Origin of the sequence: Achromobacter xylosoxidans (assembly GCF_001457475.1) — a bacterium.
GTDB lineage: Bacteria > Pseudomonadota > Gammaproteobacteria > Burkholderiales > Burkholderiaceae_B > Achromobacter > Achromobacter xylosoxidans.
Map to the genome: position 1 here is coordinate 6,026,359 of NZ_LN831029.1, position 21,259 is coordinate 6,047,617.

Annotated in this window: 18 protein-coding genes and 1 pseudogene; 11 read left to right on the forward strand and 8 right to left on the reverse strand. The window is 67.7% G+C overall.

Annotated elements, in window-relative coordinates:
• Nucleotides 1-44: 44 nt before the first annotated feature.
• From AT699_RS27140 to AT699_RS27155, 4 genes are all read left to right on the forward strand, one after another.
• Complete coding sequence (locus AT699_RS27140; protein WP_024070477.1) at nt 45-1,067, forward strand: fumarylacetoacetate hydrolase family protein; 1,023 nt, start codon at nt 45-47, stop codon at nt 1,065-1,067.
• 13 nt (nt 1,068-1,080) lie between these two features.
• Nucleotides 1,081-1,752: a maleylacetoacetate isomerase gene (gene maiA, locus AT699_RS27145; protein ID WP_006385781.1), complete on the forward strand. Its 672-nt coding sequence runs from the start codon at nt 1,081-1,083 to the stop codon at nt 1,750-1,752.
• 90 nt (nt 1,753-1,842) lie between these two features.
• The gene (locus tag AT699_RS27150) at nt 1,843-3,201 is read left to right on the forward strand and encodes an MFS transporter (protein WP_024070478.1); all 1,359 of its coding nucleotides are present in this window, start codon (nt 1,843-1,845) and stop codon (nt 3,199-3,201) included.
• 63 nt (nt 3,202-3,264) lie between these two features.
• A complete protein-coding gene (locus tag AT699_RS27155; RefSeq protein ID WP_024070479.1) occupies nt 3,265-4,821 on the forward strand; it encodes a fumarate hydratase in 1,557 nt (518 codons plus the stop codon).
• Nucleotides 4,822-4,845: 24 nt separating this feature from the next.
• Here the strand turns inward: AT699_RS27155 and AT699_RS27160 are convergent, their stop codons facing one another.
• The 3 genes from AT699_RS27160 to AT699_RS27170 are packed head-to-tail and all read right to left on the reverse strand — an operon-like array spanning nt 4,846 to nt 7,805.
• Nucleotides 4,846-5,622: an SDR family oxidoreductase gene (locus AT699_RS27160; RefSeq protein WP_020926223.1), complete on the reverse strand. Its 777-nt coding sequence runs from the start codon at nt 5,620-5,622 to the stop codon at nt 4,846-4,848.
• Between the two features lie 34 nt (nt 5,623-5,656).
• Entirely contained in the window at nt 5,657-6,571 is a 915-nt protein-coding gene (locus AT699_RS27165) for a beta-keto acid cleavage family enzyme (RefSeq protein ID WP_024070480.1), read from the reverse strand.
• A gap of 10 nt (nt 6,572-6,581) precedes the next feature.
• On the reverse strand, nt 6,582-7,805 hold the full coding sequence (locus AT699_RS27170) for an ABC transporter substrate-binding protein (RefSeq protein ID WP_020926221.1): 1,224 nt from the start codon (nt 7,803-7,805) through the stop codon (nt 6,582-6,584).
• Nucleotides 7,806-8,021: 216 nt separating this feature from the next.
• Between AT699_RS27170 and AT699_RS27175 the strand changes: the two genes are divergently transcribed.
• Entirely contained in the window at nt 8,022-8,720 is a 699-nt protein-coding gene (locus AT699_RS27175; RefSeq protein ID WP_020926220.1) for a Crp/Fnr family transcriptional regulator, read from the forward strand.
• A gap of 52 nt (nt 8,721-8,772) precedes the next feature.
• Here the strand turns inward: AT699_RS27175 and AT699_RS27180 are convergent, their stop codons facing one another.
• On the reverse strand, nt 8,773-9,819 hold the full coding sequence (locus AT699_RS27180) for an RNA methyltransferase (RefSeq protein WP_024070481.1): 1,047 nt from the start codon (nt 9,817-9,819) through the stop codon (nt 8,773-8,775).
• A 110-nt stretch (nt 9,820-9,929) separates the two neighbouring features.
• A complete protein-coding gene (locus tag AT699_RS27185) occupies nt 9,930-10,736 on the reverse strand; it encodes an RraA family protein (RefSeq protein WP_232066993.1) in 807 nt (268 codons plus the stop codon).
• 89 nt (nt 10,737-10,825) lie between these two features.
• Here AT699_RS27185 and AT699_RS27190 point away from each other — a divergent pair, with 89 nt between their 5' ends.
• Nucleotides 10,826-12,370: an amidase gene (locus AT699_RS27190; protein WP_024070482.1), complete on the forward strand. Its 1,545-nt coding sequence runs from the start codon at nt 10,826-10,828 to the stop codon at nt 12,368-12,370.
• Nucleotides 12,371-12,404: 34 nt separating this feature from the next.
• Here the strand turns inward: AT699_RS27190 and AT699_RS27195 are convergent, their stop codons facing one another.
• Nucleotides 12,405-13,658, reverse strand: a complete 1,254-nt coding sequence (locus AT699_RS27195; protein ID WP_131727724.1) for a citrate synthase family protein — start codon at nt 13,656-13,658, stop codon at nt 12,405-12,407.
• Between the two features lie 61 nt (nt 13,659-13,719).
• On the opposite strand from AT699_RS27195, the gene AT699_RS27200 reads away from it, so the two are divergent.
• Together AT699_RS27200 and AT699_RS27205 are read left to right on the forward strand one after the other, a co-directional pair.
• The gene (locus tag AT699_RS27200; RefSeq protein WP_024070483.1) at nt 13,720-14,925 is read left to right on the forward strand and encodes a mandelate racemase/muconate lactonizing enzyme family protein; all 1,206 of its coding nucleotides are present in this window, start codon (nt 13,720-13,722) and stop codon (nt 14,923-14,925) included.
• A 28-nt stretch (nt 14,926-14,953) separates the two neighbouring features.
• Nucleotides 14,954-15,928, forward strand: coding sequence for a Bug family tripartite tricarboxylate transporter substrate binding protein (locus tag AT699_RS27205; protein WP_006385769.1), 975 nt, complete (start codon nt 14,954-14,956; stop codon nt 15,926-15,928).
• Nucleotides 15,929-15,959: 31 nt separating this feature from the next.
• On the opposite strand, the gene AT699_RS27210 is transcribed toward AT699_RS27205, so the two are convergent.
• Both AT699_RS27210 and AT699_RS27215 read right to left on the reverse strand, forming a co-directional pair.
• Nucleotides 15,960-17,015: a DUF72 domain-containing protein gene (locus AT699_RS27210; RefSeq protein ID WP_024070485.1), complete on the reverse strand. Its 1,056-nt coding sequence runs from the start codon at nt 17,013-17,015 to the stop codon at nt 15,960-15,962.
• A 52-nt stretch (nt 17,016-17,067) separates the two neighbouring features.
• Nucleotides 17,068-18,528, reverse strand: coding sequence for an amidase (locus AT699_RS27215; RefSeq protein ID WP_024070486.1), 1,461 nt, complete (start codon nt 18,526-18,528; stop codon nt 17,068-17,070).
• A 108-nt stretch (nt 18,529-18,636) separates the two neighbouring features.
• Between AT699_RS27215 and AT699_RS27220 the strand changes: the two genes are divergently transcribed.
• The 3 genes and pseudogenes from AT699_RS27220 (at nt 18,637) to AT699_RS27230 (ending at nt 21,208) form a co-directional block, all read left to right on the forward strand.
• Nucleotides 18,637-19,245 (forward strand): TetR/AcrR family transcriptional regulator, encoded by a 609-nt coding sequence (locus AT699_RS27220; protein ID WP_024070487.1) that lies wholly within the window; start codon nt 18,637-18,639, stop codon nt 19,243-19,245.
• A gap of 138 nt (nt 19,246-19,383) precedes the next feature.
• Nucleotides 19,384-20,445, forward strand: coding sequence for a hypothetical protein (locus AT699_RS27225; RefSeq protein WP_373862836.1), 1,062 nt, complete (start codon nt 19,384-19,386; stop codon nt 20,443-20,445).
• Nucleotides 20,433-21,208, forward strand: a pseudogene (locus AT699_RS27230) (nucleotidyl transferase AbiEii/AbiGii toxin family protein). Before AT699_RS27225 ends, AT699_RS27230 begins: the two are co-directional and overlap by 13 nt.
• Nucleotides 21,209-21,259 lie beyond the last annotated feature (51 nt).

Below are 21,259 nucleotides of genomic sequence, written 5' to 3' on the forward strand. Positions count from 1 at the left end.
GCGCGCCGCGTGTCTCGGCGCGCCTGACCACGGAATTGCCACCCATGAAACTCGCCACCCTGAACAACGGCAGCCGCGACGGCCAGCTGGTCGTCGTCAACCGTGACCTGACCCGCATGCGGGCGGTGCCGCACATTGCCGCCACCTTGCAGCAGGCGCTCGATGACTGGGCCCGCTGCGCGCCCTTGCTGCAAGCGGAATGCGACGACCTGCGCGCCAGCGACGGCCAGCCGTTCGATCCGGCACGCTGCGCCGCGCCGCTGCCGCGCGCCTACCAATGGCTGGACGCGTCGGCCTATCTCAATCACGTCGACCTGACCCGCCGCGCCCGTGGCGGAGAAATGCCGCCGTCGTTTCTCACCGATCCCGTGATGTACCAGGGTGCCTCGGATGACTTCATGGGCGCGCGCGACCCCATCACCGCCACCAGTGAAGACCTGGGCGTCGACCTGGAGGCCGAGATCGTGGTGATCACCGACGACGTACCGCAAGGCGTGGACCCCGCGACCGCCCTGGAACACGTGGTGCTGCTGGGCCTGGTGAACGACGTCACCCTGCGCAACGTGGTGCTGCCTGAACTGGCCAAGGGCTTCGGCTTTCTGCAGGGCAAGCCGGCGTCGGCGCTGTCGCCCGTCTTCGTCACGCCCGATGAGCTTGCGCCCTACTGGCGCGACGGCAAGCTGCACCGCGCGATGCAAGTGTGGCTCAACGACCGGTTGATCGGCCAGCCCCAGGCCGGCGAGGAAATGCAATTCCACTTCGGTGAACTCATCGCCCATGCCGCGCGCACGCGCCGGCTGGGCGCCGGCACGATCCTGGGCAGCGGCACCATTTCCAACGCCAGCGACGCGGTCGGCGTGTGCTGCCTGGTCGAAGCGCGGGTGCGCGAACAGCTGCGCGACGGCCAGATGCGCACGCCCTTCCTCAAGCACGGCGACCGCGTCCGCATCGCCATGCGCGACGAGGCCGGCAACAGCCTGTTCGGCGACATCGACCAGCAGGTGCGGATTCCCGGCACCCGCCCGCTGCCCGCCGCCCGGCCGGCGCCGCAAGCCGCCACGGCCTGAAGGGGACTGCGCCATGGCCGAGACATCCTCCCTCACACTGCACAGCTATTGGCGCAGCTCCGCGGCCTACCGCGTGCGCATCGCGCTGGCGCTCAAGGGCCTGCCCTATCGCCAGGTGCCCTGGCAGATGGCCCAGGGCGAACACCTGCAGCCGGCCTACCGCGCGCTGGCGCCGTTCGGCCTGGTGCCGATGCTGGAGATCGACGGGCTGCGCCTGCAGCAGTCGCTCGCCATCATCGAGTACCTGGACGCCCGCCACCCCGAACCCGCGCTGCTGCCGGCCGACCCGGCCGGTCGCGCCCAGGCGCGGGCGCTGGCGCTGCTGGTGGCCTGCGAGGTGCATCCGCTGAACAACCTGCGCGCGCTCAAGCGCCTGCGCGCCCAATTCGGCGCCGACGACGACCAGGTACACGACTGGTACCGCCACTGGTGCGAAGAGGGTTTCCGCGCCTTCGAGGCCGCCCTGCCCGCCAGGCGCGGCCACTATGCCCTGGGCGATGCGCCGACGCTGGTGGAGTGCTGCCTGGTGCCGCAGGTCTACAACGCCTTGCGCTACGGCGTCGACCTGGCGCCATTCACCCAGGTGCGCGCCATCGTCCAGGCCTGCGCCGCGTTGCCCGCCTTCGACGCCGCCCGTCCCGAGAACCAGCCCGATGCGCCACGGCCGGCGCAAGCCGCCGCCTGACGCGACGGCCGGAGCGGGTCTTCATCCGCTCCGGCCAACCCTCGAACAAAAACACAGCGGCACGGTCCGCGCCCCCCACAGGAGACACGCATGCAGACAGATTTCCCCGGACAGGGCGCCGTCGCGCCCGCGTCCGCCGGCGAACGCCGGCCATCCGCGGCGCTGGTCAGCGCCGAAGACCGCAAGGTGCTCGCCGCCACGCTGGTCGGCTCGGCCATCGAGTGGTACGACTACTTCATCTACGTGCAGGCCGCGGGCCTGGTGCTGGGCACGCTGTTCTTCGCTCCCTTCGTGCAGGAAAATCCCGAACTGTCGCTGATCCTGTCGTTCGCCACCGTGGGCGTGGCTTTCCTGTTCCGCCCGCTGGGCGCCATCGTCTGTGGTCACCTTGGCGACCGCTATGGCCGCAAGCGCGTGCTGGCCGCCACCCTGATCCTCATGGGCGTATCCACCGCCCTGATCGGCGTGCTGCCGACCTACGCCCAGATCGGGCTGTGGGCGCCTGTGATGCTGGTGGGCTTGCGCGTGCTGCAAGGCTTCTCGGCCGGCGGCGAGTGGGGTGGCGCGGCGCTCATGGCGGTCGAGCACGCGCCGACAGACCAGCGCTCGCTGTTCGGCGCCTTTCCGCAGATCGGCGTGCCGCTGGGCATGATCGTCGCCACGGGCGCGCTGTGGTGCATCACCACCCTGGTCGGCGCGGAGAACTTCATGGCCTGGGGCTGGCGCATCTCCTTCCTGCTGTCGATCGCGCTGATCATCGTCGGCGTCTTCATCCGCCGCGCGGTCGAGGAATCGCCGGTATTCCTGCGCATGCAATCGCGCCGCAGCCACTCCTCGGCGCCGCTGGGCGCGCTGCTGCGCAAGCACCCGCGCCAGATCGCGCTGACCACGCTGATCTTCGTGGGCAACAGCACCGCCGGCTACCTGCTGGTGGGCTTCTTCATCAGCTACGGCAGCCGCGCCCTGCGCATGCCGCCGCAACAGGTGCTGATGATCTGCACCCTGGCCGCCGCCTGCTGGCTCGGCACCACGCTGCTGGGCGGCTGGCTCGGCGACCGCATCGGCCGCGTGCGCACCTTCCAGCTCGGCTACCTGCTGCTGGCGCTGTGGGCCATTCCGATGTGGACCTTCATCGAGTCGGGCGATCCGCTGCAATTCGCCCTGGCGCTGGCCGCGCTGTCGTTGCCGCTGGGCCTGACCTACGGCCCGCAGGCCGCGCTCTACGCCGAGATGTTCCCCGCCGACGTGCGCTATTCCGGCGTGTCGGCCGGCTATGCGCTGGGTTCTATCCTGGGCGGCGCCTTCGCCGCCATGATCGCGCAGTCCATCATCTCCGCCACCGGCCAGTCGTGGCTGGTGGGCGTGTACGTCGTCGTCATGGCCGCGGTCTCGTTCATCGCCGTCACGCTGGTCAAGGACCGGCCCGGCGTCACCCTGCACGCCGAATGACACCCGCCGTCCGGATCCGCGCGGATTCCGGACGGCGCTCCTCCCGCGCAATCGTCCCCGCCCATGACCCGCATCCGACAGCAAGACCTGATCGACTCCATCGCCGGCGCGCTGCAGTACATCAGCCATTACCACTCGCCCGACTACATCGCGCACCTGGCCCGCGCCCATGAACGCGAAGCCAGCGCCCCGGCGCGCGACGCCATGGCGCAGATCCTGGCCAGTTCGCGCCTGGCCGCCATAGGCCGGCGCCCCATCTGCCAGGACACCGGCATCGTCAACGTCTTCCTCAAGGTCGGCATGGACGTGCAATGGACGGACTTCACCGGCAGCCTGGAAGACGCGGTCAACGCCGCTGTGCGGCGCGCCTGGCTGGACCCGGACAATCCGCTGCGCGCCTCGGTCATCGCCGACCCGCTGTTCGCGCGCGCCAACACCCGCGACAACACGCCGGCCGTCACCAGCGTCGAGATCGTGCCGGGCGACCGCCTGGAAATCACCGTCGCGGCCAAGGGCGGCGGCTCGGAAAACAAGGCGCGCCTGGCCATGCTGAACCCCGGCGATAGCGTGGTGGACTGGGTGCTGGCGCAAGTGCCGGCCATGGGCGCCGGCTGGTGTCCGCCCGGCATGCTGGGCATCGGCGTCGGCGGCACCGCCGAAAAGGCCGTGCTGCTGGCCAAGCAAAGCCTGATGCAGCCGCTGGACATGCACACGTTGCAGGCACGCGCCGCCAGCGGCGCAGCGCTTGCCCCTGAAGAGGCGCTGCGCCTGGAACTGTACGAGCGCATCAACGCGCTGGGCATCGGCGCGCAGGGCCTGGGCGGCCTGACGACGGTGCTGGACGTGAAACTCAAGACCTACCCGACCCACGCCGCCGCCAAGCCGGTCGCGCTGATCCCCAACTGCGCCGCCACCCGCCACGTCCGTTTCGTGCTGGACGGCAGCGGGCCGGCGCACCTGGAACCGCCCTCGCTCGACCTGTGGCCCGACCTGGGTCCGTCGGCGCAGGCCGCCACGGCCCGGCGCGTGGACCTGGACACGCTCACCCGCGACGAGGTCACCCGCTGGCGCGCCGGCGAGACCCTGCTGCTGAACGGCCGCATGCTCACCGGCCGCGACGCCGCCCACCAGCGCATCCGCGAGCTGCTGGCGCGGGGCCAGCCGCTACCGGCGGATTTCCGCGGCCGCGTGATCTACTACGTAGGGCCGGTGGATGCCGTGCGCGACGAGGCCGTCGGCCCGGCGGGCCCCACCACCGCCACCCGCATGGACGGCTACACGGACATGATGCTGGAACACACCGGCCTCATCGCCATGGTCGGCAAGGCCGAACGCGGCCCTGACGCGGTCGCCGCGATCCAGCGCCATCGCGCCGCCTACCTGATCGCCGTGGGCGGCGCGGCCTACCTGGTGTCCAAGGCGATCCGCCGTGCCCGCGTGGTCGCGTTCGAGGATCTCGGCATGGAGGCAATCTACGAATTCGACGTGGTCGACATGCCGGTGACGGTGGCGGTGGACGCGGACGGCGGCAACCTGCACGTATCGGGGCCCGCGCAATGGCGCCGCGATATCGGCACGCCGATCCGCATCGAGGCGCCCGGACTCAGTGTCCGGGCATAGCCGGCGTGCCCCGCCGCCTCCTCGCTACCCCAGGTATTCGACGTTGCCGCACACCGAGATGCTCTGGCCGCTGATCATCGCGCCCTCGTCCGAACACAGGAACGCCACCTGGTTGGCGATGTCCTCGGGCTGGGTCATCTTGCGCAGCGACACCTTTTCCACCAACTGCGCGCGCATGGCGTCGTTGCTGACGCCGCCGGCCGCCGCGCGCGCGGCGATGATGCGCTCGACCCGGTCGCCCGCCACCACGCCCGGCAGCACCGAATTGACGCGGATGCCGGACGGTCCCAGTTCCATCGCCCAGGTCTGCGTCAGCCCCGCCAATCCGAATTTGCTGGCGCTGTAGGGGCTGCGCAGCGAAAAGCCCAGCCGGCCCGCGACCGACGAGATGTTGATGATGGCCCCGCCGCCCGCCTCGCGCAGCAGCGGCACCGCGCTGCGCGCGCACAGGAACGTGCCGGTCAGGTTGACGTCCAGCGTGGCCTGCCACGCCGCCAGGTCCGTGTCTTCGAGCCGGCTGGTGGGGCCCGAGACGCCGGCATTGTTCACCAGCGCATCCAGTTTGCCCCAGCGTTCGGCCAACTCCGCGAACATGGCCAGCACCTGGGCTTCGTCGGCCACGTCCGTGACGCTGCCGCTCAAGCCGGCGTGCGCCTGCACGGCGGCCTGCACCGCTTCCGCGGCCACATCGCAGATGTGCACTTGCGCGCCAGCGGCCAGGAACTTGCGCGCGATGGCCAGGCCGATGCCCCCCGCGCCGGCGGTGATCAGGACCCGCTTGCCCTTCAACGATTCAATCATCAGGCTACATCCTTGGAAAAATGCCGCACCGCTCTCACAGCGCGAATTCCGGCCGCACCCCGCTGCGCAGCGGCAACCCCATGATCTCGCGCGCCTCGGCGGGCGTCGCGGGCTCCATGTCCAGCTCGCGGATGATGCGCACGATGCGCTCGGTCAGCTGCACATTGGTCGCCAGCTCGCCGTGGCGGTAATACAGGTTGTCTTCCAGGCCCACCCGGGCGTGGCCGCCCAGCAGCAGCGCGCTGATGTTGGCCTCCAGTTGCGACGGCCCGATGCCGCTGACGCAGAAGATGCTGTTCCTGGGCAGCAGGTCCACCATCATCTGCAGGTGGCGCGGCGAGAACGGCATCGCGTTCTGGAAGTTGCGGTGCACATTCATCACCAGGTTGATGAAATGCGGCTCTTCATCCAGTCCTTCGTTGATCAGCGTAGTCGCGTCCTGCAGGATGTGGGTCGGGCTGAACACCTCCCACTCCGGCTTGATGCCGCGCGCCTTCATGCCCGCCGCCAGCTCGCGGGCTCGCGTCAAGGGCGTGTTCATCAGGTATTCGCGGTCGCCGAAGGCCAGATTGAGCGTGGTGGCATCCAGCGTGCACATCTCGGCGCCGGCGTCCATGCCCTTGAGCCGCTCTTCCCACAGGATCTCCCAGGTGCCCGGCGTGGTTTCCTTGACCATGTCGCCGTGCACGCCGCCGCCCGTGGAATTGTTCAGCACGATGTCGCAGCGCTCGCGGATGCGCTGGTTCATGTCGCGGTAGATGGCCGCGTCGCAGGTGGCCTGGTCGTCGGGACGGCGCGCGTGCAGCGCGACCACGCTGGCCCCGGCGTTGTAGCAGCGGTAGACATCCTCGGCGATCTCGGCCGGCTGGGTCGGCAGATGTGGGTTCTGGCTCTTGAACGCCATGCCCCCGGTGGGGGCAATGGTCACGATCACTTTGCGTTTTGCCATGGCGGTTCTCTTATTTCCAAAGGGCGCAGCGGGTCTCGGCCTTGGTGGTGAAGGCCTCGTTGCCATCGATGGTCTGGACCACCTTGAAGTAGTCCCAGGGCGCCTTCGATTCCTCCGGCGTCTTGACCTGCAGCAGGTACATGTCATGCACCACGCGGCCGTCCGGGCGCACCACGCCGTTCTTGATGTACACGTCGTCGAGCTTGTTCTCGCGCAGATACGCCAGCACCTTGTCGGCGTCGTCCGTGCCGGTGGCCTTGACCGCGCGCAGGTACTGGATGGCCGCCGAATAGTCGGCCGCCTGCAGCGACGACGGCATGGCGTTGCGGCGCTCGTAGAACTTCTGCGCCCAGGCCCGCGTCTCGTCCGACGCGTTCCAGTACCAGCTGTCGGTCAGGTACATGCCCTTGGCCGTCTCCAGGCCCATGGCGTGGATATCGTTGATGAACATGATCATGCCGGCCAGCCGCATCGTCTTGGTCAGGCCGAACTCGTTGGCCGCCTTGATCGCGTTGGTGGCGTCCGCGCCGGCATTGGCCAGCGCCAGGATCTCGGCCTTGCTGGCCTGCGCCTGCAGCAGGAACGACGAGAAATCGCTGGTCGACAGCGGATGCTTGACCGACCCGACCACCTTGCCGCCGCCCGCCTCCACCACCTTGGTGGTATCGGCCTGCAGCGCATGGCCAAAGGCATAGTCCGCCGTCAGGATGTACCAGCTCTTGCCGCCCGCCTTCACCACCGCCGCGCCCGTGCCGCGCGCCTGCGCCACGGTGTCGTAGGCATAGTTCAGCGTGTACGGCGTGCACTGCTCGTTGGTCAGGGCCGGCGCGCCCGCGCCCACCACGATGATCGGCTTCTTCTTGTCCGCGGCCACCTTGGACATCGCCAGCGCCGTGCTGGAATTGGTCCCGCCGATCAGCATGTCCAGGCCACGCTGGTCGAACCACTCGCGCGCCTTGGCCGACGCGATGTCCGCCTTGTTCTGGTGGTCCGCCGTCAACAGTTCGATCTTCTTGCCGTTGATCTCGCCGCCCATCTCCTCGATGGCCATCTTGATGGCTTCGGCCCCGCCCGGGCCGTCCGGCCCCGAATAGACGCCGGACATGTCGGTGATGAAGCCGATCCGGATCACGTCGTCGGACACCTGCGCCTGGGCCGCGCCCGCGTGCAGCAGGGCGCCGGCGATGGCGCCGGCCAGGACAGCGCGCGAAAACCTGCGTGGCATTGACAACATACCTGTCTCCTCTTATGGTTTTTTGGCTCTGGGGCCCCGAATATTCTCGGACCGGCCCCAAATGCGAACAGTCATCATGTTGACAAAGCGCCCTAGGGTTTACCTGGGCGCCCTCACCACGGCGGAACGGGGACAACCATGCGCGCAGCAGCGGCCGGAACCGGCCATGAACCTGCCAGCCCGAAGCGGCGAGCCAGGCAAGACCCGGTGGAGCGGATGCTGGCCGTCGTACCCTGGTACAACGGCCTGCCGCAGCTCGAACGCGAGGTGGTGCGGGCCGAACTGCGGGTGGTGTCATTGCAGGCGGGCGAACGCCTGTTCCGCGAGGGCTCGAAGTCCCTGGGCTGGTACGGCGTGGTGGACGGCCTGGTGAAATGGTCGTCGCGCGGCTCGGACGGCAAATCGCTGTCGCTGGCCGGCTTCAGCACCGGCAGCTGGTTCGGCGAGGCCACCATGATCCGCCGCGAGCCGTTCGAATACGAAGTGGTGGCGCTGCGGCCGAGCCAGGTCGCGATCCTGCCGCGCGACACCTGCGAACGCCTATGGAACAACAATATCGAGTTCACCAAGGCGCTGATGATGCACCTGGCGCAGCGCGTCAACTGGCTGATGGCCAGCTATACCGGCAACGTGCTGCTGGACGTCGACACCACCGTGGCCCGCGCCGTCGCCGCGCAGCTGAACGCCGAGCAGCATTCCGGCACCAATGGCCGCCTCAAGATCTCGCAGGAAGAGATCGCCAGCCTGTGCGGCGTGTCGCGCCAGCGCTGCAACACCGCCCTGACCCGGCTGGCGCGGGAAGGCATACTGCAGACCCACTATGGCGGGATGACGATCCTGGACCGGGAGGGGCTGTACCGTTGCGCGAAACTGAACCGCGAGCCGGCGGATCATCCGGCGGACATGCCGGGGTAGGCCTCAGCGCATATCGCGCAGCGTAGCCGGCGCGCCCGCCCGCGCGGCCGAGTCAGGCGGTCGCGCCCCGTGACCGGCGCAACCGCACCACCCGCTCCGCGCCCACCGCCCTGGCCCGCAGCTGGCCGCAGCCGCCATCCACATCCTGCCCGGCGCTGTTGCGCACCTTCGTCAGGACGCCGCGGCGGTGCAGGATACGGACGATCTCGCGGATGCGTTCGGTCTCGGGACGCTGGTAGTCGTCGCCTTCCAGGCTGTTGAAGGGGATGACGTTGAGCACGCCGAATTTGCCCTTGAGCAGGCGCGGGATGGCGTCGAGTTCGTCGTCGCCGTCATTGACGCCCTTGAGCAGCGTCCATTGGTACTGAATCGGGTAGCCCGTGTCACGGGCGTATCGCTCGCCCATTTCCACCAAATCTTGCGGCGCGATCTTCGGCGCGCGCGGCAACAGGTGTTCGCGCAGCTCGGCCCGGGTCGTATGCAGCGACAGCGCCAGCGCGGGCTTGACGGGTTGCAGCGGCAGCGCCTCGAACACGCGCGGATCCCCCACGGTGGAGAACACCAGGTTCTTGTGGCCGATATTGCCTTCGGTGCCGAGCAGGTTGATGGCTTCGAGCACGTTGTCCAGGTTGTGCGCCGGCTCGCCCATGCCCATGAAAACGACCTTCTTGACCGCGCGCTGCCGCCGCGCCAGCACCACCTGCGCCAGGATCTCCATGCTGGCGACCTGGCGGATCAGGCCGCTCTTGCCGGTCATGCAGAACCGGCAGCCGACCGCGCAGCCGACCTGGGTGGAAACACAGAGTCCGTCGCGCGGCAGCAGCACGCTTTCCACCATCTGGCCGTCGGCCAGGTCGACCAGCAGGCGCGAGCCATCGTGGCCGGCATGTTCGGAGCGGACGCGCGCCAGGCCGTCCAGCTCCGCGGACAGGGCGGGCAGCGCCTCGCGCAGCGCCAGCGGCAGATAGTTGTCGAAGCGCCGCCGCCACGTGTCGCTGTCGAACGCCTGACCGGTCAGCCAGGCGCGCATGACCCGGCCGCGATGGGCCGGTTGGGCGCCCAGGGCGGCGAGACGTTGGTCGAAATCGGAATAGCGCATGGGGAGCGGATTTTACCGCGCCCGGCCAGAAGCAACGGCAGGCGGTCGGGCAAGGACCATGGCCTTGCCGGCATCGCGGGAATCGGAGCGTTCCAAAAGTTGCGTCCGACCTAGACAGGCACGCCGCGCGCCCGCAGCAGGTCATCTATGCGCGCGGCATCCGGCCGGCCGGCGGCGTTCTGTTCCCGGATGCTCGCTTCGCGCCGCAGGTGCAGGGTTACCCGCTCTGCCAGGCCATGCAGCACCTTGCGAGGGACGGCAATCGCGCCATCCGTGTCGCCGATCACAAGATCCCCGGGGACGATGTCTATGCCGCCGCACACCACCGGCACGTTGATTTCGCCCGGCCCCTGCTTTTCCGGCCCTTGCGGCGTATGGCCGCGCGCATAGACAGGGACCTTGCCGTCAGCCCACTCATCAAGATCGCGGATAGCGCCGTCCACCACAAACCCGCCCAGCCCCTTCGCCAGCGCCGTGGCGCGCATCAGTCCCCCCACCAGCGCGCGGGACAGGTAGCCTGCCCCATCGACGACGATGACGTCGCCCGCGCGCGCCATCAGCAATGCCTTGTGGATCATGAGGTTGTCGCCGGGACGCACGCGAACGGTCAGGGCGGGACCGCACAGCTTCGCCCCCGCAGCGCCGTGGAAAGGCCGCAGGCCAATACAGGCAACCTGCAGGCCGGCGCAGTCCGCCACCACCGCGGCCGGTGCGGCCCGGAAGAAGTCGACACAACCGTCGGGCAGGGCATCGGCACAGGGATTGATCAGGTAGCCCGTCGGCCAGGATGTGCGCGGAGAATCTTGTGACATTCGATATTCCAGAAGAAGAATGCGCCGCGCCGGCGGCGCGCAGGAGACCGCGTGGAAATTATGGCGATGCGCGCAGGCGACGTAAACGTTGCTTCGACGAATCAACCTGGACGCCGCGCGCCGCCGCGCTCATGATGAGCCGGCGTTGCATCCAACCAGAACGATCCCGCCGCGCGGGAATGGGGAGAACCACCATGGCCGTGAGCCACCATATCAAGACCATCCTGGCATGCGCCCTGGCCTTGCCAATCCCGCCTGCCGACGCTTCGCCCGCGTCCGCGCCGGACCCGGGCGAATTGTCGATCGCCGAAATGCTCCAGGCGCAAGCCGCGGGCCGCATCCGTTGCGCAGACGTCGCGCGCAATGCGCTGGCAACGATCAGGCAGCGGGACCCGCAACTCAAGGCGTTCATCTCGGTCAACCCGGACCTGCTCGCGGACGCGCAGAAGCTGGATGCGCTTCGGCGCGCGGGCACGGTGTTGCCGTTGCATTGCATACCGATAGCGGTCAAAGACAACCTCGACGCAAAAGGCATGGCCACGACAGGGGGCTCCGTTCTATTGCATGGCAATGTGGCGGGCGAAGACGCGGACGCGCTGAGCCGGTTGCGCGACGCGGGCGCGCTGTTCATAGGTAAAACGAACCTTGACGAGCTCGCCGTGGCCGGCAGCACCATCAGTTCGCTGGGCGGCCAGACGCTCAATGCCTACGATCCCACGCGATTTGCCGCCGGCTCCAGCGGCGGCTCAGCGGTGGCCGTGGCCACCGGCATGAGCCTGTGCGCGCTGGGCACCGAAACCGTCAATTCACTGCGCAACGCCGCCAGTTCCGCTGGCGTGGTGGCGCTGCGCAGCACGGCCGGGCTGGTCAGCCGGCGCGGCGCCATCGCGCAGTCCTCGACCATGGACGTGGTCGGCCCAATCTGCCGGTCGGTGGACGACGCCGCGCGGGTGCTTGCCGTCATGGCAGATCCGCGGCCTGCCGGCGCCGAGGCGGCGCGCGCGGCAACGGCTCTGCGGGCGGGCCCGCCGGCGCGCGCGTCCCTGGCCGGCAAGCGTTTCGGCGTGCTGGCGAACCTGTTCGGCAAAGGTCCCGAACACGAGCCGGTGAATGCGATCATACGCACGGCGCTGGACGCCCTGCGCGCGCAAGGAGCGCAAATCGTCGAGATTGACGACGCGGAATTCGATTCCGACTTGGGCAGCAAGCGGCTCAACGTGGCCAACTATGAGTTCGGCCCATTGTTCGAGGCGTTCCTGGCGCGCCTGCCCACGGGCGCCGGGCCGGCCTCGCTGCGCGCATATGTGGCCGCGGGCCGGTATCCCGCCGGGATGAGCAAGTTCCTGCAGCAGTCCGTGGCCTGGCAGGACCCTCTTGCCATGCCGGAGTACCGCGAGGCACTGCGCTACGGCGACACACTACGCCGCAAGATGTTGGACTTGATGGACACCCAGGCGCTGGACGCCATGGTCTACCCGGCACAGAAGCGCCCCCCCTTGGCCGTGGGCGATGCCCCCAGGCCGGAACGCAACGGCATATTCGCATCGGCCCTGGGATTCCCGGCGATCGACCTGCCGGCCGGCTTCACGCCACCCGACGCTGGCGCGCCAGTCGGATTGCCGGTCGGACTGGACATGCTGGCCAGGCCCGGCGACGACGTGCGCCTGTTGGGGCTGGCGCTGGCCGTCGAGGAGACCTTGCAGGCCCGCCGCAAACCACCGACCGCGGATCGGCGTTGACGGCGCTGCACGCCCTTTCCCGGGCCAACGGCACCTAGTCCGGCACGTAGCGCGCCCGGGGCCGGATGAGCAGCGGCGAACTGTACTGCTCCAGGGCGTGCGCGTTCCAACCGACGATTCTGCTGACCACGAAAATGCGCTCGCACGCGTCCGTCGGCAGGCGCAGCAGATGCGTGACCGCGGCCAAGGCAAAATCGTTCTTGGGCAGCAGGCCCTGACTGGAGCGGGCAGCATGGAGCAGTCCGTCGATGCGCGCCATATCGCGGCCGGACGCGATGCCCCGGAGGTCATCGAGAAGGGCCGTCGCGCGCGGGTCGCCCTTGGGATAGAGCGGATGGTTGAAGCCCGGCAACGCCTGGCCTGTCGCCACGTGGGCGGCCACCAACGCGGCTGGTTCCTCGCCGCGCAATGTCGCGCCAGTCAAGGCCATCACCGCCGAAAAGTTCGCGTGTTTGACGCCGCTGGCCGCACAACAGCCCGCAAGGGTGGCGGCATAGGGCGATGCCATGGTCGAGGCGACGCAGCGCAACGCGAAGCTGGACGGATTCAGCTCGTGGTCGGCGTGCAGCACGAGCGCGCGTCGGATGATGTCGGCCGCGCCGGCCGGCACGCCCCAGGCGCGCGCCATGGCCTCGTGTATCGCAGCGCCATGCAGCTCATCGCCAACCGCGAGGATCGCGCCGGCGCGCAGGATGCGGCTGGCGTGCCTAAGCTGCTCGTCGCGGCTCAGCGCCTCGCGCACGTGCAGCCGATCCATGTTCGTGAGCAGCCATTGATGAAAGCGCGGCAGAAAGCGCTCGCCGCCCGCGCCGGCGTCCTCCGCCACATCCGCGCGGCCCGTCTCGGGCAGGCTATCCACGTCCCAAAGCAAGGCCGCCGTCTGCTCGAGCGTGGCGGTCGCGCTGAAAGCGATGGCGTCCTGGCCGCGAAACCACGGTCTGCCGGCCTTGATGGCGCAGACCTGGCTGTCCATCACTGGCAATCCGAAACTGAGCGAAGCCCGCGCGGCGCTGCCCGCGCTGCGGCCGCGATCGCGCTTGCGCGCGTATTCCTCGACCTCCGCCCTGTTGTACTGGCTGTTGCCCGTGACGGGATCGATTACGCGGCCGATGCGGCCACGGCTGACGTAGGAGTAGAGCGTGCGCAGGGATATCCCGAGCAACTTCGCCGCCTCATCGGATCCGATCAGCGGAATCCGCTTTTTTTCGCGGGATATGTGGCTTTCCATGCATTGATTCGGCGAATCTACGTTGACCCGAATAGTGTGGCCGATAAGATCGTCGAACACAACACAGCGAGGCTTCGTGCCTCGGTCCCATCAATGCGATCACGGCGGAGGAGCCCACGGCATGCGCAGCCATTCAATCATCCTGGAAACTCGAAAAACAGGCGCGGCCGCCCGCGTCGCGGACGTAAGCCTGCACGTGGCCGGCGTCGCGCCGCGGTCGAACTGGAGCTTCCTGAAGCTCGTCATGGACGACGGTCGCCATGGCTGGGGCGAGCTGACGTTGCGCGCCCATGAGGGTGCGATGAGTGCCATCCTGGCACGCTTGATGCCGTCTATCCGCAACCTGACGCTGGACGAACTCGCCACGCTTTGCAAAGCCTACCCCGGCATGCCCGCAGGGCGCGCGGGCAATGCGGTTATCAGTGCGCTGGATCAGGCCAGCCTCGACCTCGCCGGCCAGTATCTGGACCTGCCAATCTGCGATCTGTGGGGCCGAGCCGATCGCACGCCGCTGCGGTCCTACGCGACCGTCAATCGCAGTGTCAGGGAACGCACGCCGGCGGGTTTTGCCCAAGCCTGCAAGGCCGCCGTCGGCGCAGGCTTCCAGGGCATCAAGATCATGCCGTTCGATGCGGTGACGCCGCGGACGGCATCGTCCGCCGAGGGCGTGGCGGAGGCCGCGCGCGCCGTGCAACGCATCCTGGCGGTGCGCGACGCGATCGGGCCGGACCTGCCGCTGATGGTCGACTGCCACTGGCGCCTCGATGGCGACGCCGCCAGGCGCTTCATCGATGATTTGTCCGACGCCCGCCTGCATTGGCTCGAATGTCCCGTACCGGAGTCCCCCGAATGGCACGACAGCATCCGCGCGTTGCGCAGGCATGCGAACCATGCCGGCATGCGACTGGCCGGCGCCGAGAACATCATCGGCGTGGCCGGCGCATTGCCTTTCGTGGCGCAAGGGCTGTACGACGTCATCATGCCGGATATCAAGTACTGCGGCGGCTATGGCGAATTCGCCCGCATCGCCGCCTTGGCGGCCGGTCACGATATCGCCGTCTCGCCGCATAACCCTTCGGGCCCGGTGGCCCATGCGCACACCGTGCATGTGTGCGCGGCGCTCGGCATCACCGAGGCGGTCGAACAGCAGTTCGCCGAGTCGCCGTTGTTCGAGACCGGTGTGCGCGGCAACGCGTCCGTGCTGCGCGACGGCCATTTCCGCGCGAGCGCCGAACCCGGCCTGGGGATCGTCGTCGACGAGGCCATCCTGGACGGCCACCCGCCCGGCGACGTCGCGCTGTCGCTGTTCGACCCCAGCTTCGCTTGACGCACCGGACAGGGTGCAGGAGACACACATGAACGAACGACGCAAATTCCTCACAACAACGATGGCCCTGGCGGCTGGCGCTGCGCTACGGCCAGCCTGGGCGGCTGCGGGATACCCCGAGCGGCCGATACGGTTGGTCGTGCCCTATGCGCCAGGAGGCGGCTCCGACGTGCTGGCGCGCGTGGTGGCGCGCGGCCTGACGGACAGGCTGGGCGTCAGTGTGGTGGTGGAAAATCGCGGCGGCGCGGGCGGCGCCATGGGACTGGAGGCGGTGGTACGCTCGCAGCCCGACGGCTACACCCTGGTCCTGCTGTCCACCTCGCACGCCACCAACGGCGCGGTAATGCGGCTGAACTATGACGTTGTCAAGGACACCAGCGCCGTGGGGATGATCGCGTCCGGTCCCTGGTTGCTCGTAGCAGGAAAGGAAACCGGCTTCACCCGCCTGGCGGATCTGCTGCGCGCGGCGAAGGAAAAACCCGGCAGTCTGAACTACGCCAGCTCGGGCACCGGATCGTCGACGCATCTGGCCACCGAGCTGTTCGCCCGCAGAGCCGGAATTTCTGTCTCCCACGTGCCATACCGTAGCACCGGTCTGGCCTTGACCGATCTGCTGGCCGGTCGGGTTCAGTTCATGTTGGCGAGCACGGCGTCGGTGACGCCCTATGTCCGCGATGGGCGGTTGGCGGCCTTGTGCGTATCAACCGAGAACCGCAGCAGCCTGTTGCCCGATATCCCGACAGCGCCGGAGGCCGGCGTTCCAGGATTCTCCGCGACCTTGTGGCATGGCCTCTCGGCGCCAGCGGGAACCCCGGACGCGGTGGTCAGCCTGCTCAACGCACGCTTGTCCGAGGCGTTGCAGGCGCCCGCGCTGCGGGAACAGTTCGCCAGGGAAGGGCTGGAACCCAAATCCTCCACGCCCCAGGCGTTCGCCGGGCTGGTAGCCAGCGAAGTCGAGATGTGGCGAGAGGCTGTCAAGACAGCGGGTATAAAGCCGGAATGACGGGCCTTGGCGCCGAGTCTGCCGTCCAGCCCTACCCCGCAATGGCCTGGGCCAGTTGCTGAATGGACAGCGGCGCGCAGCCCTCGGCGTCGTTGCTGACCGTCACGTAGGCCGGCTGGCCCGCGCCCGTAATGCCGCGGACCGTGCGCGCCAGCACCGTGCGCGTGGGGATGTCCTCGCTGAGGATGGCATTGAACGGATCATGCTTCTTCTGCGCGTCGGCATAACCGTATGCGCCGAAAACGCGGTTCAGGTTCCAGCGGCAGACCAGCGGCCCCGGCCATAGCGCGCGCAGCATCGGCAGTTGCGCTTCGATCGGCGGCATCTTGCCATGCAGCCCCAGGCAGAAGGTGGCGCCATGCGCCTTGAGCGTGTCGACCAGCGCCTGGCCCAGCAGTTCCGGGTCGCGCACTTCCACGGCGACGATCACGGCATCATGCGCGGACAATGCCTCACGCACGGCGGCCAGCATGCGCCCCAGTTTCTCGAACAGCGATGCCGAGCGGCTCAACATGCCCAGCGGCAACGGACTCAGCTGGAACACCAGCACACCGAGCTTGGCCCCCAGGCCTTCGAGCGCCGGGCGCACGAATTCCTGGACAGCCACCGACGGGTCGAGGAAAAGCGGATTGGCCTGCCGCGTCCTGCCTGCTTCGCCACGCACCTGGGCATCGGTAACGCTGGCGGGGCATTTGACGACGAAACGGAAATCGTCATCGACCTGCCCCGCATAAGCGGCGTACTGGCTCGCCGTCAATGGTTGCCAGAACGTGCGGTCCACGCAGACCGTGCGCAAAAGCGGATGCTGGTGGTAGGCGCCCAGGCCGTGCCTGGACAGCGTGCTCGAATCGTATTCGCCGTCCCAGACCAGCCCTTCCCAGCCGGGGTATGACCAGGTGGAGACGCCAAAGCGCAACTGCGCCGGCAACTGCCCCGCGAGCGCGCTCCATTCCTGCCCCGCAGGCGCGGGCAGCACCCTGGCCATGCTCCGGAGGGCGGAAAGGTCGGGATTGGCACGAGACGAGGCCTGATCCGGCGTGTTGGCCGGCGGCACGGGCAGCGCATCGCCGAAAAGATCGTCTTGCATACTTGTGGTTCTGGCACGGGGATGGGCTATAGGGTACTTGAATCGCGCCGGCTCACTCGTTCACCGTCGACGCCCACACGCCGGGCTCCCGCCCCCCCCAAGGCAGGCTGCGCTCCAACTGGCCGGCCACCTGGAACAGCACATCCTCGCGGCCGGCCGGCGCAACGAACTGCATGCCAATCGGCAGGCCGGTCGCGGCGTCCTGGAACAACGGCACCGACATGGCCGGCAATCCGGCGGCGTTGAACACCGGGGTGAACGGCGAATTGCCGAAGACGCAGTCGGTCCACTGGTGGCCGTCCATCGTGTCGGCGCCGGCGGCATAGGTCCCCAACGCCGGAGCCAGTTCAGGCAGCGTGGGGGTCAGCAGCAGGTCGTAGCGCGAGAAGAACGCCGCCACGCTGCGGGTCACGGCATTGCGCAGATCGAGGGCATGGACCATCTCGATGGCGCCGATCCCGCGCCCCGTCCGATAGACCGCGAGCGTCTGCGGCTCCAGGGTTGCCAGATCGGGCCGGCGCCCCATGGCGCCCGCGATGCCGTCGATCCATGCGGCGATATTGGCGGACCACAGCACCGAGCTGGCATGCACGAACGCCTCCCAGCTGACGCCCAGCGGCGCCTCGGCCTCTTCGACCTCGTGGCCTAGCGAGGCACACAGCCGCACCGCCTCGGCCAGGCGCTCCAGGACGCACGCCTGGGTACGCCTGCCTCCCCACGCCTGCGGCATGACGCCGATGCGCAGCTTGCCCGGCTCGATGCCGACTTGCGCCAGGTAACGGCCAGCCGGCGGCGCAATCGCATACGGCTCGCCATCCGCCGCGCCGTGCACCGCGTCCAGCAGCGCGGCGCTGTCACGCACCGAACGGCTGACGCCAAGCTGGGCCGCCAGGCCGTTGATGGCCTCTTCCAGCGCGAGCCCATTGGAGACGCGGCCGCGCGTCGGCTTGAGCCCGAACACGCCGCAAGCCGCCGAGGGAATGCGGATCGAGCCGGCCGCGTCGGTGGCATGGGCCAACGGCACGATGCCGGCGGCAACCGCCGCCGCGGCGCCGCCGCTCGACCCGCCGGAGCCGTGGGCCACATTCCAGGGGTTGCGCGTCGGGCCGCACAGCGTGGATTCGGTCGTGCCGCTCCAGGCGAACTCGGGCGTGGCGGTGCGCCCCAGGGTCACCAGCCCGGCCTCGCGAAAGCGCCGCATCAGCAGCGAATCGGCCGCCGCCGTGAAGCCTTGCGCCAGCCGGCTGCCGAACTCGTTTTTCCTGCCGGCCATCGCGACGCCCACATCCTTGATCAGGAAAGGGACCCCCGCGAGGGGCGAATTTCTTTCCCGCGCGGGGGCAACGTCGGCCAGGTCCGGCGACCAGCTTTCGATCACCGCGTTGATCCGCGGGTTGAGCTGCGCGCACGCTTGCAGCGCCGCGTCGGCGAGCTCACGTGGACTCACCTCGCCATGCGCGACGAGGCTGCCCAGCCCGATCGCGTCGTACTGCACGTACTCCGAGAGCTTCATTACGGTTTCCTATCGACCAGGGGTGGCATAGAATCGCCACTGAGTGATACTGATCAGTATCAACGGAACCCGAATGATGATACCGATCAGTATCATCGTCAAGCACCCATGAAAAGAAAACAGAGCGACAACCAGAACGAGGCCACTCCCGCGCCGCGCGAACGCGTGCTCGCGGCGGCCGGCGAACTGTTCTACAACGAAGGCATCCGGGCGACCGGCGTCGAGGCCATCGCCGCTCGCGGCAACACGACGAAGATGGCGATCTACCGCCATTTCCAATCAAAGGATGTGCTGGTGACCGAATGGCTGCGCCAGGTGATCGACGACTATTGGCGCGCGCTCGATGCCATCGAGGCCGCGCATCCGGACGATCCCCGCGCGCAGATCATTGGATGGGTCACCTATTTTTCGGACGAGGCGCGCGCCTGGTCGCACCGCGGCTGCGCGTTCATCAACTCGATCGCGGAGCTGCCCGATCCGGAACATCCCGGCCGCCAACTGATCGAGGAACACAAGGTGCGGCAATGGCGGCGACTGGCCAGCCTGTGCGAGCGGGCGGGCCTGGCGTCGCCTGAAGACGCGGCGAGCGAACTCACGTTCCTGTTCGAGGGCGCGCAGGTGTCCGCGCAGAACCGCTCAATCCGCGACGCCGACCGGCAGTTGCGGCGGATCGTCGATGCCGTCATCGCACGGCAGGCTACGGTTGGTCGTCGGTGAATGGAGCGGGTGAAGGGAACAAAATTTCACTTTATGAATAAATTTCAGCAGACGCTGAAATCCCATTAAGAATGAAATCTTGACCACGGCTTTCAATAAATATGGTACTTTCAGCGAATGATGAAAGAGGATCATCCAATGAAAGAAGCGGAGGCCCGGGCTGGTGAGGCGCTGCGGTGGGTCCTTGAAAAGATCCCGATCCTTCAGATAGAAGGCATCGAAGCCGAAGTCGTATCCGGTGATTGGGAGCCGGACTTGACCGCTCGGCTGCTCGTCAACGGCCAACGGCACCTGCTTATCTGCGAATACAAATCGAACGGGCAACCGCGGTACGCCCGGTCCGCGTTGCTGGAACTGCGGAACTACGTTGCGGAGCGAGCTCCCGAGGCAACGCCTGTCTTCATCGCTCCCTACATCTCGCCCGCGGTGAGGCGGTTGTGCGAAGAGAAGGACGTCAGCTATCTCGACCTGGAGGGCAACGCCCGGATCGCTTTTGGCGGCGTATTCATCGAGCGCATGGTGGCGGACAAACCGGTGGCCGAACAACGCGAACTCAAATCGCTGTTCAGGCCAAAATCGGCTCAGGTTCTGCGCGTCATGCTACGCGAACCCGACCGTGCATGGCGCGTCACCGAGTTGTCGGAAATTTCCGGCGTCAGCCTGGGGCACGTCAGTAATGTACGCACCGGCTTGATTAATCGGGAATGGGCACGCGCCTCGAACGATGGCCTCATCCTCTCGGAACCCGATGCACTGCTGGACGCATGGCGAGACAGCTACACCGCACCGTCAGGTGAACATCTGCGGTTCTACACACCCCTGCATGGCAGCATGTTCGAAAACGCGGCCCGTACCGCGCTGCGCGCTGACGACGGTCCTGGACGTGCTGCTTTCGCATCGTTCTCGGCAGCGCAGTGGCTTTCGCCCTACGGTCGTACCGGCACACAATACTTCTTCGCCGACGAGGATGGCCTACGCAAGCTTCAGTCGGCGCTGGAGCTCGCGCCTGCCGCAAAGGGCGAGAACGTGGTCATCATCGTGCCGAAGGACATGGGATTGCTTACCGACACCGTTGAACCTGCGCCGGGCGCAGTCTGCACGAGTCTGGTTCAAACCTACCTCGACCTCTCCATTGCCGGCGAACGCGGCACCGAGGCCGCCGACCACCTGCGCAAGGAAGAGCTTTCATGGCCCAAATGAAGCCATCTCAGGAGCCACAATCGGCCGCCGAATATGACGACCGCACGACCGCGGCCGTGAAATCCGTGCTGATCGAAATCGGTCAGATACTTGGCAGCTTCAAAGGCAAGTTTGCCATCATCGGCGGGGCAGTACCCTGGTTGCTATTGGCCAACGAGGACATGCCCCACGTCGGCACGCTCGATGTGGACGTTGGTCTGGATGCAGAAACGCTCGGCGACGGTGAGTACGCAACCTTGATCGGTGCGCTTCAGAGCCACGGATACACCCAGCGCGACGGGCTTCGGCGCTTCCAGCTGATTCGCCAGGTTCCCGCGAGATGACGGGGAGGCGATCGACATCGTGATCGATTTCTTGATGCCGCGCGACGCGGAGATCGTCAAGAACACCCCTCCCCTGATCAGCGACTTTGCCGTACAACGGGCCGACGGCGCTGACTTGGCGATGCGGTTCTATCGGCTGGTGGCGGTGGAGGGCCCAATGCCGGACGGAGGGACCAACCGCGTAGAGATCGCGGTGTGCTCCATCCCTGCCCTATTGGCCATGAAAGGTCATGCGCTGGCGGGCCGCTACAAGCAGAAGGATGCCTACGATATCTACTACTGCGTGCGGAACTACCTTGGTGGCATCGAAGCGCTGGCGCAAGAATGTCTCCCTCTACTGGAACACGCAAGCGCTGGGAGACCGCACACCCGAACAATGGCAGCAGGATGCATTCGGGCAGATCGATGCGCTGCTGCGCGCGATGGCGCTGCGAACTTGAGTCATGACCGCAGGGGCCAGGCACGAACCTCGCGGCCTGCCGGAGCCTCCG